This is a genomic window from Streptomyces galbus, from assembly GCF_005280195.1.
Lineage (GTDB): Bacteria > Actinomycetota > Actinomycetes > Streptomycetales > Streptomycetaceae > Streptomyces > Streptomyces galbus.
In genome coordinates this window covers 234120-247033 of sequence record NZ_SZPR01000014.1, presented here as the reverse complement: position 1 = coordinate 247033, position 12914 = coordinate 234120, and the positions used below count along the sequence as shown (strand labels likewise).

9 protein-coding genes, 1 rRNA gene and 1 pseudogene are annotated in these 12914 nt (G+C 74.2%); 6 read left to right on the top strand and 5 right to left on the bottom strand.

Features of this window, described 5'->3' with window-relative positions; genetic code table 11:
- Window positions 1-100: ribosomal RNA gene (rrf, locus tag E4U92_RS18275) — 5S ribosomal RNA — on the top strand; the annotation flags it as partial.
- 103 nt (window positions 101-203) lie between these two features.
- Here rrf and E4U92_RS18270 read toward each other — a convergent pair.
- Genes E4U92_RS18270 through E4U92_RS18250 form a run of 5 tightly spaced genes read right to left on the bottom strand, consistent with a single transcriptional unit; the run spans window position 204 to window position 6030 of the window.
- Window positions 204-1514 (bottom strand): DUF58 domain-containing protein, encoded by a 1311-nt coding sequence (locus E4U92_RS18270; protein ID WP_137301499.1) that lies wholly within the window; start codon window positions 1512-1514, stop codon window positions 204-206.
- The gene (locus E4U92_RS18265; protein ID WP_137301511.1) at window positions 1514-2503 is read right to left on the bottom strand and encodes an AAA family ATPase; all 990 of its coding nucleotides are present in this window, start codon (window positions 2501-2503) and stop codon (window positions 1514-1516) included. The genes E4U92_RS18270 and E4U92_RS18265 overlap by 1 nt, the downstream gene beginning before the upstream one ends.
- Window positions 2503-3699, bottom strand: a complete 1197-nt coding sequence (locus E4U92_RS18260; protein WP_137301498.1) for a DUF4350 domain-containing protein — start codon at window positions 3697-3699, stop codon at window positions 2503-2505. The genes E4U92_RS18265 and E4U92_RS18260 overlap by 1 nt, the downstream gene beginning before the upstream one ends.
- Window positions 3696-4484, bottom strand: a complete 789-nt coding sequence (locus E4U92_RS18255; RefSeq protein ID WP_137301497.1) for a DUF4129 domain-containing protein — start codon at window positions 4482-4484, stop codon at window positions 3696-3698. Before E4U92_RS18255 ends, E4U92_RS18260 begins: the two co-directional genes overlap by 4 nt.
- A gap of 4 nt (window positions 4485-4488) precedes the next feature.
- Window positions 4489-6030, bottom strand: a complete 1542-nt coding sequence (locus E4U92_RS18250) for a DUF7847 domain-containing protein (protein ID WP_137301496.1) — start codon at window positions 6028-6030, stop codon at window positions 4489-4491.
- Window positions 6031-6170: 140 nt separating this feature from the next.
- Here E4U92_RS18250 and mtnA point away from each other — a divergent pair, with 140 nt between their 5' ends.
- From mtnA to E4U92_RS36665, 5 genes and pseudogenes are all read left to right on the top strand, one after another.
- A complete protein-coding gene (mtnA, locus tag E4U92_RS18245) occupies window positions 6171-7313 on the top strand; it encodes an S-methyl-5-thioribose-1-phosphate isomerase (protein ID WP_137301495.1) in 1143 nt (380 codons plus the stop codon).
- A gap of 295 nt (window positions 7314-7608) precedes the next feature.
- A complete protein-coding gene (mtrA, locus tag E4U92_RS18240) occupies window positions 7609-8298 on the top strand; it encodes a two-component system response regulator MtrA (protein ID WP_187283109.1) in 690 nt (229 codons plus the stop codon).
- A 1-nt stretch (window position 8299) separates the two neighbouring features.
- Window positions 8300-10552, top strand: coding sequence for an MtrAB system histidine kinase MtrB (mtrB, locus tag E4U92_RS18235; RefSeq protein WP_137301494.1), 2253 nt, complete (start codon window positions 8300-8302; stop codon window positions 10550-10552).
- Window positions 10542-12377, top strand: a complete 1836-nt coding sequence (locus E4U92_RS18230) for an LpqB family beta-propeller domain-containing protein (RefSeq protein ID WP_137301493.1) — start codon at window positions 10542-10544, stop codon at window positions 12375-12377. Before mtrB ends, E4U92_RS18230 begins: the two co-directional genes overlap by 11 nt.
- A 112-nt stretch (window positions 12378-12489) precedes the next feature.
- Window positions 12490-12914 (top strand): annotated as a pseudogene (locus E4U92_RS36665) (ComF family protein); the annotation flags it as partial.

The window sequence follows — 12914 nt, the reverse complement described above, 5'->3', positions numbered from 1 at the left end:
AGGGGAAACGCCCGGTTACATTCCGAACCCGGAAGCTAAGCCTTACAGCGCCGATGGTACTGCAGGGGGGACCCTGTGGGAGAGTAGGACACCGCCGAACAATCATTGTAGAAAAGCCTCGTGCCATTTGGCACGGGGCTTTTCTGCGTTTACGGATTTCTTCCGCGGGGCCCTCTTCCGAGGGCCCCTTTTTCGTGTTCGCTTCACAGACGTCCCGCTGCCTTGAGTTCCAGATACGTGTCCGCCAGCGCCGGCGGCAGCTCGTCGGGGGTCGCGTCCACGACCGTGACGCCGTGGCGGCGGAGTTGTTGGGCGGTGCGGTGTCGTTCCGCCTGGGCCTGGGCTGCTGCTGCGGCCTCGTAGACGGCGTCTGCGTTGCCGCGGGACGTCGACATGCGGGCGACGTGCGGGTCGGCCACGGACGCGACCACGACGGTGTGGCGTCGGGTGAGCTGAGGGAGGACCGGCAGCAGGCCCTCTTCGACCGGTGCCGCGTCGAGGGTGGTGAGCAGGACGATCAGTGAACGGCGGGGTGCCGTGCGCAGGGCTGTGGCGGTGAGGCCGCGGGCGTCCGTTTCGACGAGTTCGGGTTCCAGGCCGGCCATCGCGTCGACGAGGGACGGGAGGACGTCGCGTGCGGTGCGGCCCTGGACGAGGGCGCGGACGCGGCGGTCGTAGGCGAGGAGGTCGATGCGGTCGCCCGCGCGGGAGGCGAGGGCGGCCAGGAGGAGGGCCGCGTCGAGGGCGGCGTCCAGGCGGGGGGCGTCGCCGACGCGGCCGGCGGAGGTGCGGCCGGTGTCGAGGACGAGAAGGATGTGCCGGTCGCGTTCGGGGCGCCAGGTGCGGACGGCCACCGTGGACTGGCGGGCGGTGGCGCGCCAGTCGATGGAGCGGGTGTCGTCGCCGGGAACGTACTCGCGCAAGCTGTCGAACTCGGTGCCTTCGCCGCGGGTGAGGACGCTGGTGCGGCCGTCGAGTTCGCGCAGGCGGGCCAATTTCGAGGGCAGGTGCTTGCGGCTGGTGAAGGGGGGCAGTACGCGGACGGTCCAGGGGACCCGGTGTGTGCCCTGGCGGGCGAAGAGGCCGAGGGGGCCGTAGGAGCGCAGTGTCACGCGGTCGGCGTGGCGGTCACCGCGGCGGGTGGGGCTCAGTCGGGTGGTGACGCGGCGGCGTTCACCCGAGGGGACCGTGACGCGGTGGCGGGACGCCTCGATCTCCGTGCCGGGCTGCCAGCTACTGGGCGGCCACGCGTCGCGCAGGCGGGCGCGCAGCGGGCGGCCGGTCGGGTTGGTGATCGTGAGGGTGACGTCCGCCGTCTCGCCGAGGCGTACGGCGGTGTCGCCGGAGCGGGTCAACCGCAGGCGGCGTACGGGTGCGGCGAGGGCGTAATCGCAGGCGCAGGCGAGGGCCAGTGGCGCGTTGACGGCCAGCAGGCCGGTCCAGCCGGCGTCCCAGATGCCGACAGGCAGGGAGCCGAGGGCTGCGAGGAGGGCGGTGCGTCCGGTGGGTGCCATCAGCGGGGGACGGGGACGTGGGTGAGGATCGCGTGGATGACGGAGTCGGCCGTCACGCCTTCCATCTCGGCCTCCGGTCGGAGCTGGACGCGGTGGCGCAGGGTGGGCAGGGCGAGGGCTTTGACGTCGTCGGGGATGACGTAGTCGCGGCCGGTGAGCCACGCCCACGCGCGCGAGGCGGCGAGGAGGGCCGTGGCGCCGCGCGGGGACACGCCGAGGGTGAGGGAGGGTGACTCGCGGGTGGCGCGGCAGATGTCGACGACGTAGGCGGTGATGTCGGGCGAGACGGTGGTCTTGGCGACGGCGGCGCGGGCGGCGTCGAGGTCGGCGGCGGTGGCGACGGCGCGGACGCCGGCGGCGTGCAGGTCGCGCGGGTTGAAGCCCTCGGCGTGGCGGGTGAGGACGTCGATCTCGTCCTGGCGGGAGGGGAGGGGGATCGTCAGTTTGAGGAGGAAGCGGTCGAGTTGGGCTTCGGGGAGGGGATAGGTGCCTTCGTACTCGACGGGGTTCTGGGTGGCGGCGACGAGGAACGGGTCGGGGAGCGGGCGAGGGGTGCCGTCCACGGTGACCTGGCGTTCCTCCATGGCTTCGAGGAGGGCCGACTGGGTCTTGGGCGGGGTGCGGTTGATCTCGTCGGCGAGGAGGAGGTGGGTGAAGACGGGGCCGGGCTGGAAGGAGAACTCGGCGGTACGGGCGTCGTAGACGAGGGAGCCGGTGATGTCGCTCGGCATGAGGTCGGGGGTGAACTGGACGCGTTTGGTGTCGAGTTCGAGTGCGGTGGCGAGGGCGCGCACGAGGAGCGTCTTGGCGACTCCGGGGACGCCTTCGAGCAGGACGTGTCCGCGGCACAGCAGGGCGACGACGAGGCCGGTGACGGCGGGGTCCTGGCCGACCACGGCCTTGGCGATCTCGGCGCGCAGGGCTTCCAGGGCGGCCCGGGCGCGGTCCGGGTCCCCGGTGTGCCCGGCGTTGTCAGTGGTCGGGTCCATCATGGACGGCGTACCTCTCTTTCGAGGGCGTCGAGTCGGTCGGCGAGGGAGACGAGGTCGGCGTCGTCGCCGGGCGGCGGGCCGAAGAGGAGGGAGTGCAGGGGGCGTCCGTCGCCGTGGAGGTGGGCGGACAGTGCGGGGACGAGGGCCTCGGGTGTGTGGGCCTGGGTGACGGGGATGCCGACGAGGGGGGCGAGGCGGGTGCGCGTGGTGGAGCGGAGAGCGGCGGCGGCGCGGTCGCGGGCGTTGGCCTTGCGGTAGAGGCGGGCGCGGCCTTCGACGGTCTCGGAGGCGCGGATCGCGACGGGGAGTCGTTCGGGGACGAGCGGGCCGAGTCGGCGTGCCCGCCACAGGGCGGCGAGGGCTGCCGCGACGAAGAGTTGCAGGGTGCCCCAGAGCCAGCCGGACGGGACGAGGTCGAGGAAGCTCTTCTCGTCCTCGGGGCCGGTGGCGGTGGTGTCGGAGAGGGAGGGGAGGTACCAGACCAGATGGGGGCGGGAGCCGAGGAGTTGGAGGGCGAGCGAGGCGTTGCCCTGCTCGTCGAGGCGTTCGTTGTGGAGGATGTCGGGGCCGCCGAGGAGGACGGTGTCGCCGTTTCCCGTGGCGTCGGGGAGGCGCAGGAGGGTGGGCAGGCGGGAGCTGGGGTAGCACTCGTCGGCGTCGGGGCGGGTGCTGGTGTAGCGGATGCCGCCGGTGTCGGCGGGGCCGGCGCGGCGGGCTGCGGGCAGGTCGCAGCCGGGGTCGAGGGTGGAGTCGCGGCTGGTTGCGGGGTCCGCGGTGACCCCGGGGGCGAGTGTGCCGACGGACCAGCCGCCGGCGGCGACGAGGACGGTGCGGCCGCCGGAGCCGGTGGTCGCGGAGTGCAGCAGGGTCTGCTGGTGCTCCGTCAGCCGGTCGGGCACGGCGACCAGGAGTGTGGTGTCGGGGCCGGTCGCGGCGCGGGCCTCGGCCAGGGTGGTGACGAGGCGGGTGGTCACGCCCCGGTCGGCGAGGAGTTCGGCGACGGCCCGGCTGCCGAGGGGGTCGGCGGAGCGCGGGTCCAGCTCGCCGTGGCGGGCTTCGGAGCGGACGGTGGCGACCGCGACGGCCCCGGCGAGGAGCACCAGCAGGGCGAGGGCGATGCCCCGCGAGCGGGTCCAGAGGTGACGGGCCGTGGGCGACACCGATGTGGACGGGAGGGGGGCCTCAGCGGTCATCGGCCGGCTCCGCCGGGCGTGGGGTGGGCCGCGGTGGCGGTGCTGCTGTGGGTGAGCTGGGGCCTGGTGCGCTCCAGGTCGTGGTCGAGTGCGGTGAGGCGGTGGTACGTCTGCTCGGTCGCCCTGCGGCCGCCGTACGTCACGTCGTCGAAGTCGCGGGCGGCGGCGCGCAGCCGGTCGGTGTGGGCGGGCAGGGTGCGGCCCGCTTCGGCGGCGGCCTCGTCCGCGGTGCGGCCGGGGCGGGTGTCGAGGAGGGCGCGTTCCTCCAGGGAGCGGACGAGTGCGCGCATGCGTTCCTGGACGGCCTGGTTCCAGTGGCCCTGGGCGGCGTGTGCCTCGGCGGCGGCGCGGTGGGCGGCGGCGCTGCGGGGGCGGTCGGCGAACAGGGCGGCGGTGGGCGCGGGTGAGCGGCGCGGGGTGCCCAGGCGCCACCACAGTGCGGCCACGACGGCGACGACCGCCAGCACGATCACGGCCAGGCCGAGCGCACCGCCCGGGGTGGCGCCGGACGCGGCGGTGAGCAGGTCGCCCAGCCGGTCCCAGAAGGCGTCCAGGGCGCGTTCGACCAGGCCGGGGTCGTGCTCGTGGTACATCCGTTCGGCCAGCTCGCGCCGGGCCGCCTCGCGCGCGGGGTCCCTGGGGACGGTGAGCGGTGGTCCGTCGCCGCCGTCCGCCCGCAGCAGGCGGGAGGCGTCGCCGGTGCGCAGTACGGTGCGCAGGGCGACGCCGGTGGCGCGGGACAGCGGCGCCGGTTGCGCGGTGAGGACTCCCCCCGTCACGCTCACCGCATCAGCTCCCGGGGGTCGGGCCGGGTGCGGGTGCGGCGTAGCCCGGGACCCCGGCGGCGCGGGCCAGGTCGAGGTCGAGGGCTTCGCGGCGGATCCGCTGGTCGATGTAGAGGAGCACGGTGACGCCCGCCGTGATCGGGAAGGTGATCATGGAGCCGATCACCGAGCCGATGCCGCTGATGACGAGGTACGTCCAGCCCAGGTCGCCGCCGGACTCGACGAAGCCGTGGAACCCGTCGTCACCGGCGAGGGCGCCGACGATGGCGAACGGGACGACGACGATCGCCGAGATCACGTTGGCGATGACCGCGGCGAGCACCTGGATGCCGAACACCCGCCACCAGGAGCCGCTGACCAGTTTCGCGGAGCGGCTCATGGCCTTGCGGATGCCCTGCTTCTCCAGCATGAGCGCGGGCGAGGCGAGGGAGAGGCGCACGAACAGCCAGACGATGACGACGAAGGCGGCGAGCACGCCGAGGACGGCGACCGCGGCGCCCGCGTCACCGGCGCCGGCCACCGCCAGCAGGATGCCGGGCAGCACGCCGACGCCGCCGATGGCGCCCGCGATGAGCATCAGCAGGAGGATCAGGCCGAACAGCCCGGGGATCCGCGGGCGGGCGTCCCGCCATGCCTCGCCGAGGGTGACCTCCTTGCCCAGGACGGCGCGGCTGGTGACGGCGGTGAGCAGGGCGGTGGCGACGACTGTGCCGACGAGGGTGACCAGGAAGATCGCGCCGGAGCTGAGCATGCTGTCGCGCAGGGCGTGGATCTGCTCGTCCGTGGTGGCGCTGGTGTCGCCGAGGGCCGACGAACTCACCGCGTCGTCCAGGACCAGGCCCTGGAGCAGGACGACGAGGGTCTCGGTGACGACGGCGACGGTCAGCGAGATGCCGAGGACCGTGCGCCAGTAGGTGCGCATGGTGGACACCGCGCCGTCGAGGATCTCGCCGACGCCGAGCGGGCGCAGCGGGATGACACCCGGCTTCGCCGCGGGCGGCGGACCGCCCCAGCCCGTACCCCAGCCAGCGCCCCAGCCGCCGCCCCAGCCGGGCTGGCCGTGCGGGGGCTGAGAGCCGCCGTAGCCACCGCCGGGAGGCGGGCCGCCGTAGCCGCCCGGCGGGACGGGGCCGCCGGGGCCCGCGGGGCCGGTCCAGCCGCCGGGGGTGCCGGGGCCGCCGGCCGGCGGGTGGGTGCCCCTGCCGTGGCCGCCGCCGGGTGCCGGAGCAGGGGGCGGCGGGGGCGCCTCGCCGGGGGCCTGTCCGCCTGCGGGGGCGGACCACTGGGCGGGGGGCGGCTGCTCCTTGGACCACTTCGGGCCGGGCGACTGCGGGGCCGCGTCCGCGGGCGGGGCCTGAGGGGCGGGCTCGCCGCTCTCGGGTGCCGTGTCCGGGGACTGGCGGGTGGCTCCGGGCTGGTCGGCCTCGTGCGGGCCGCCAAGGCGTGGGCTCGGGTGGCCGGTGGGCTCGGCAGGGGCCGGTGCGGCCGGCTCCTGCCCGTCGGACGGGGCGGATCCGGGCGAGGCCCAGCCCGGAGTGTCGTTCATCGTCGCTCCTTCACGGTGCCCGTCCGCGGTCGCGGCGGAAGGTTGGGAGCCATCGTGCCATGGGGTGGTCATCGGCCGACCGGCCGCGGTAGGGGCTGCGCACCTTCAATTGTCTGCCGAAAAAGGGGCAGACTGACCGCATGGCTGATCAGTACGCGCACCCCGGCGAGGACAAGCCGCCCACCGACATTCCGGCGATCCGATGGGAGGAGCCACCCGAAGGCCCCGTACTGGTCCTCCTGGACCAGACGAGGCTCCCGGTCGAAGAGGTCGAACTCGTCTGCACGGACGCCTCCGCGCTGGTCGAGGCGATCCGTTCGCTCGCGGTGCGCGGGGCGCCGCTGCTCGGCGTCGCCGGGGCGTACGGCGTCGCTCTCGCCGCCGCGCGCGGCTTCGACGTGGACGAGGCCGCGACCGCGCTGGCCGGGGCCCGGCCGACCGCGGTGAACCTGTCCGTCGGCGTGGAGCGCGCCCGGGCGGCGTACCGGGCCGCCCTGGCCGACTCCGGGGACCCGCAGCAGGCCGCCGGGGCGACACTGGCCGCGGCACGGCAACTGCACCGGGAGGACGCCGAGGCCAGCGTCCGGATGGCGCGGCACGGCCTGGCCCTCCTGGACGAGCTGCTGCCCGGCGGCGGCCACCGGGTCCTGACCCACTGCAACACCGGGGCGCTGGTCTCCGGCGGCGAGGGCACGGCGTTCGCGGTGGCCCTCGAGGCGCACCGGGCGGGGCAGCTGCGGCGGCTGTGGGTGGACGAGACGCGTCCGCTGCTGCAGGGCGCCCGGCTCACGGCGTACGAGGCGGCGCGCAACGGGATGGCGTACACGCTGCTCACGGACAACGCGGCGGGGTCGCTGTTCTCGGCCGGCGAGGTGGACGCCGTGCTGGTCGGCGCGGACCGCATCGCGGCCGACGGGTCGGTGGCGAACAAGGTCGGGACGTACCCGCTCGCGGTGCTGGCCCGCTACCACCACGTGCCGTTCATCGTGGTCGCGCCCGTGACGACCCTCGACCCGCACACTCCCGACGGGGCGTCGATCGAGGTCGAGCAGCGCCCCGGGTACGAGGTGACCGAGTTCTCCGCGCCGCAGGTGCCGGTGACGGGGGCGGGCGGCGGCGTAGCGGTGGCGCCGCTGGGGACGCAGGCGTACAACCCGGCGTTCGACGTGACCCCGCCCGAGCTGATCACGGCGATCGTCACCGAGGAGGGAGCCGTGTCGCCGGTGACGGCGGAGGCACTGGCGGACCTCTCGGCGCGGTCCCGGCAGGTGTCGAGCGGCTGACAGTCCCACGGCCGCGGGGAGGGCCTGCCGGAGGTGAGGCGGCTCCCCGCGGCCCGGCGTCGTCCCGCGCGAGGGCGGGCGGTGACCGGCCGTGCCGCGCGGGAGCGTGCGGGCACGGCCGGTTTTCAACTGTCCGGCGCCGGCGCCGGCCCGTGTCCCGTCCGGGTCCGAAAGGTTCGGAGGGGCGGGGAGGCCACCGTCCGGGCCGAGGGCAGACAGTGACGGCTCGCTGCGGCTAAGGTCACAGGCCAGTGACCCTGCTCACCAGCGCCACCGTCACTGTTATGAGAATGGGATGATGTCGTTTATGAAGGGACGAGTCCTTGTCGTCGACGACGACACCGCACTGGCCGAGATGCTCGGCATTGTGCTGCGTGGTGAAGGTTTTGAGCCGTCTTTCGTAGCCGACGGCGACAAGGCGCTGGCCGCGTTCCGTGAAGCCAAGCCCGACCTGGTGCTGCTGGACCTCATGCTGCCCGGCCGGGACGGCATCGAGGTGTGCCGCCTGATCAGGGCGGAGTCCGGCGTGCCGATCGTGATGCTCACGGCCAAGAGCGACACCGTCGACGTCGTCGTGGGCCTGGAGTCGGGCGCCGACGACTACATCGTGAAGCCGTTCAAGCCCAAGGAGCTGGTGGCCCGCATACGGGCCCGGCTGCGGAGGTCCGAGGAACCCGCACCCGAGCAGCTCGCCATCGGCGACCTCGTCATCGACGTCGCCGGGCACTCCGTGAAGCGGGACGGGCAGTCGATCGCGCTGACCCCGCTGGAGTTCGACCTGCTGGTCGCCCTGGCGCGCAAGCCGTGGCAGGTCTTCACGCGCGAGGTGCTCCTCGAACAGGTCTGGGGCTACCGGCACGCCGCCGACACCCGCCTGGTCAACGTGCACGTCCAGCGGCTGCGCTCCAAGGTCGAGAAGGACCCCGAGCGCCCGGAGATCGTGGTGACCGTCCGTGGTGTCGGGTACAAGGCAGGACCGAGCTGACATGACCGGTGACAGTGCCGCTTCGGCGCCCGGCCGGTCCGGGACCCGGCCGGAGCGGCCTGTCGGCCGGAAGCCCCTGCGGGAGCGCTGGGCGAGTCTCGTGCACGGCGGGCTGTTCCAGGACGGGGTGCAGGGCAGCCCGGTCCTCAGGCTCGTGCTGCGCTGGATACGCAGGCCGCTGCTGCCGCTCATGCGGCTGTGGCGGCGCAACATCCAGCTCAAGGTCGTCGCCACCACCCTGCTGATGTCGCTGGGCGTCGTCCTGCTGCTGGGCTTCGTCGTCATCGGACAGGTCCGCAACGGACTGCTCGACGCCAAGGTCAAGGCGTCGCAGAGCCAGGCCACCGGTGGCTTCGCCGTGGCCAAGCAGAAGGCCGACGAGGCCGCGAGCGCCGGCGCCGACGACGGCACCCCCGCCGACCAGCGCGCCTCCCAGAACGTCATCGAATGGATGAGCGAACTGGTGTCGTCGCTGTCCAGCGGCGGCCAAGGCGCCTTCGACGTGGTCACCCTGCCCCCCGGCGACGACAGCGGCGGCGGCCGCGGACCCCGCGCCTCCGGCGGCGTCGACCCCAACAAGAGCGTCCCCGAGGACCTGCGCGCCCGCGTCAACACCGGCAGCAGCGCCGCCCAGAGCTACACCCGCATCCGCTACAGCAACGGCGACAAGGAGTCCCAGCCCGCGCTCGTCATCGGCAAGCGCGTCAACGACCCCAACGGCGACCCCTACGAGCTGTACTACCTCTTCCCGCTCACCCAGGAGGAGAAGTCCCTCAGCCTCGTCAAGGGCACCCTCGCCACCGCCGGGCTCTTCGTCGTCGTCCTCCTCGGGGCGATCGCCTGGCTCGTCGTACGGCAGGTCGTCACACCGGTGCGGATGGCCGCCGGGATCGCCGAGCGACTCTCCGCCGGACGCCTCCAGGAACGGATGAAGGTCACCGGCGAGGACGACATCGCCCGCCTCGGCGAAGCCTTCAACAAGATGGCGCAGAACCTCCAGCTCAAGATCCAGCAGCTCGAGGACCTGTCCCGGATGCAGCGCCGCTTCGTCTCCGACGTCTCCCACGAACTGCGCACCCCCCTGACCACCGTGCGCATGGCCGCCGACGTCATCCACGAGGCCCGCCAGGACTTCGACCCCGTCACCGCCCGCTCCGCGGAACTCCTCGCCGACCAGCTCGACCGGTTCGAGTCCCTGCTCGCCGACCTGCTGGAGATCAGCCGCTTCGACGCCGGCGCCGCCTCCCTGGAGGCCGAACCGATCGACCTGCGCAACGTCGTACGCCGCGTCGTCGACGGGGCCGCGCCGCTCGCCGAACGCAAGGGCACCGCGATACGCGTCGTCGGCGACCAGCAGCCCGTGGTCGCCGAGGCCGACGCCCGGCGCGTCGAACGCGTCCTGCGCAACCTCGTCGTCAACGCCGTCGAGCACGGCGAGGGCAAGGACGTCGTCGTCAAGCTCGCCTCGGCCGGTGGCGCCGTCGCCGTCGCCGTACGCGACTACGGCGTCGGCCTCAAGCCCGGCGAGGCCACCCGCGTGTTCAGCCGCTTCTGGCGTGCCGACCCGGCACGCGCGCGTACCACCGGCGGCACCGGCCTCGGCCTGTCCATCGCCCTGGAGGACGCACGGCTGCACGGCGGCTGGCTCCAAGCCTGGGGCGAACCCGGTGGCGGCTCACAGTTCCGGCTGACGCTGCCCCGCACCGCCGACGAACCGCTGCGCGGCTCGCCGATACCCCTCGAGCCCAAGGACTCCCGCCGCAACCGCGGCCTCGACGACGCCGGCCTGCCCCGAGGGGGCGGCCAGAAGAGCGCCACCGTGCCCCTCCAGCCCGCCGCCGAGCCCCGGACGGGCGCCCGGGCACCCATCACCCCCCGGGCCACCGCCCCGGCCCCCACCGCCGATCCCACGGCCCTCCCCGGCAACGGCGCACGCGTGGTGGCCCGGCCCGCCACGGCGGGCCCGCGGCGGGCGGACGAGACGAACGGGGCGGGGAAACCCCAGCCGCAGCCACAGCCGATGCAGAAGCCGCTGCCGGAGCCGCACGACGGCCTGGCGAGAGCCGGTCGCGGTCAGCGGGACGACGATGAAACCGTCGCGGGCACGCGGCGGCAGGACGACGAGGTCCGGTCCGGCGCAGGCCGACAGGGGGACGCGTCCGCCGCGAACGGGGCGCGCGCGGGAAGTGCCGGGCGGGTCGACGCGGGAGCGGACGGTTCGGATGATCAGGGGGAGGCGTTCCGTGGGCGCTGAGCGCGAGCGGGGCACGCGGCGCGGACGGAAGCGCGCGACGGCGTACGCCGCGTGCGGGGTCGTTCTGCTCGCCGGGTGCGCCTCGATGCCCGACAACGGCGACCTGCGCGGCGTGGAATCCACCCCCCGCCAGGAGACCCAGGTCCGCGTCTTCGCCATGCCGCCCCGCGAGGACGCGCCGCCCTCCGAGATCGTCCAAGGCTTCCTCGAAGCCCTCACCAGCGACGACCCCAACTTCTCCACCGCGCGCCAGTACCTCACCCCGCAGGCCGCCCGCACCTGGCAGCCCGAGCAGTCCACGACCGTGCTCGCCGACGGACCCGAAGCCGAAGCCGACCGCTCCGGCGGCCGGGTCGACGGCGGCGACTTCTCCTTCACGCTCACCGGCACGCGCGTGGCGACCGTCGACGGGCAACAGTCGTACAGCCCCGCCGACGGCAACTACGGACAGATCGTCCACCTCGTACGCGACAAGAAGTCCGAACAGTGGCGCATCGACGCCCTGCCCCAGGGCGTCGTCATGGGCACCTCCGACTTCCAGCGCAACTACATGTCCGTCAACAAGTACTACTTCGCCTCCACCACGACCACCGCCGGCACCACCCGCCGGCCGGCCACCGTCGCCGACCCCGTCTACGTGCGCGAACGCGTCGACCCCACCACCCAGGTCGTCCGCTCCCTGATCGGCGGACCCACCAACTGGCTGCGCCCCGTCGTCCGTTCCAGCTTCCCCACCGGCACGCAGCTCGCGAAGGGCGTCACCGCGCTGACGCCGGACGACCAGAACAAGCTGACCGTGCCGCTCAACGACAAGGCCGAGAACGTCGGACACACCAAGTGCGACGAGATGGCCGCCCAGCTCCTCTTCACATTGCAGAGCCTCACCCCGGCCGTCGAGGAGGTCGAGCTGCGCGCCGGCGGCACCCGGCTGTGCTCGCTCACCGAGAGCCGCGCCGCCACCGTCGCCGCGCGGGGCTCCGAGGACCACCCCGACTACCTGTACTTCATCGACGGCGAACACCGCCTCGCACGGATGAGCAGCGGCGAGGACACCCGGGCCGACCCGGTGCCCGGCGCGCTCGGCGACGGCACCAAGGCACTGCGCTCCGTCGCCGTCGCCCACGACGAGCACATGGCGGCCGGCGTCACCATCGACGGCAAGGCGCTGTACGTCGGCTCCATGGTCACCGGCAGCTCCCTCGGCGAACCGGTGCTGCGCAGCACCGGCGCCACCGAGAGCGACCGGCTCACCGCGCCCAGCTGGGACGGCCAGGGCGACCTGTGGGTGGCCGACCGCGACCCCGGCGCGCCGCGGCTGCTGCTGCTCCAGAAGGGCGGCGGCACCCCGGTCGCCGTGCGCACACCCAGCCTGGACGGCCGGATCAACGCCGTACGGGTGGCCGCCGACGGAGTGCGGATCGCGCTCGTCGTGGAGAAGGACGGCAAGCAGGCACTGCTGCTCGGGCGGATCGAGCGCGACCAGAAGCCCGGCGAGCAGCAGCCGACGGTGTCGGTCCAGGAACTGCGCTCCGCGACACCGGAGTTGGAGCAGGTCACGGCCGTGTCGTGGGCGGGGGACAGCCGGCTCGTGGTCGTCGGGCGGGAGTCCGGCGGGGTCGAGCAGGTGCAGTACGTGCAGTCCGACGGCTCCGTCCCCGAGGCGGGCACGCTGCCCGGTCTGACCGAGGTGCAGAGCATCGCGGCGTCCGAGGACAGCGAGGCCCCGCTGTTCGCCACGTCCAAGAACGGCCTGCTGTGGCTGCCCGGCGGCAGCGGCTGGCGCACGCTGAAGGAGACGGCTTCGGCGGTGCTGTACCCGGGGTGACGGCAGCCCGACGGTGACCTTGGTCGAGCCCTCCTGATGGTTTTCCACAGGGGGGCTCGACCCTTTTCCACAGGCTGAGCAGACACCCGGGAACCTTGGCACAGTGGTCGTCATGAACGGTCTGCGGGCGTGGTGGCGGGAGTTCGGGGACCTCGTGCTGCCGACCGAGTGTGCCGGGTGCGGGCGGGCCCGGGGCGTGCTCTGTCCCGGGTGCCGGCAGGCGCTCGGCGGGGCCGTGCCGCGGCGGGTGCGGCCGGTGCCCGAGCCGCCGGGGCTGCCGGCCGTGTTCGCGGCGGCGCCCTACGACGGCGCGGTGCGGGCCGTGCTGCTGGCACACAAGGAACGCGGCGCGCTGGGGCTGGGGCGGGAGTTGGGGGCGGCGCTGGCGGGGGCGGTGGGGAGGGGGGTGGGGGAGGGGAGGGGGGAGGGGAGGGGGGAGGCCCCCACCCCGACCGGTCTCTCCCTGTCTCTTCCGCATCCCCACCCCCACGGCCGCCCCCCCCCCCCCCCCCCCCCCCCCCCCCAGGCCCCCCCCCC

What these genes read in the sequence shown, in the direction of transcription:
- mtnA (WP_137301495.1), top strand. Translation starts at nt 6,171, where the DNA reads ATGGCTGATCAGTACGCGCACCCCGGCGAGGACAAGCCGCCCACCGAC.
- mtrA (WP_187283109.1), top strand. Translation starts at nt 7,609, where the DNA reads ATGATGTCGTTTATGAAGGGACGAGTCCTTGTCGTCGACGACGACACC.
- mtrB (WP_137301494.1), top strand. Translation starts at nt 8,300, where the DNA reads ATGACCGGTGACAGTGCCGCTTCGGCGCCCGGCCGGTCCGGGACCCGG.
- E4U92_RS18260 (WP_137301498.1), bottom strand. Translation starts at nt 3,699, where the DNA reads ATGACCGCTGAGGCCCCCCTCCCGTCCACATCGGTGTCGCCCACGGCC.
- E4U92_RS18250 (WP_137301496.1), bottom strand. Translation starts at nt 6,030, where the DNA reads ATGAACGACACTCCGGGCTGGGCCTCGCCCGGATCCGCCCCGTCCGAC.
- E4U92_RS18270 (WP_137301499.1), bottom strand. Translation starts at nt 1,514, where the DNA reads ATGGCACCCACCGGACGCACCGCCCTCCTCGCAGCCCTCGGCTCCCTG.
- E4U92_RS18265 (WP_137301511.1), bottom strand. Translation starts at nt 2,503, where the DNA reads ATGGACCCGACCACTGACAACGCCGGGCACACCGGGGACCCGGACCGC.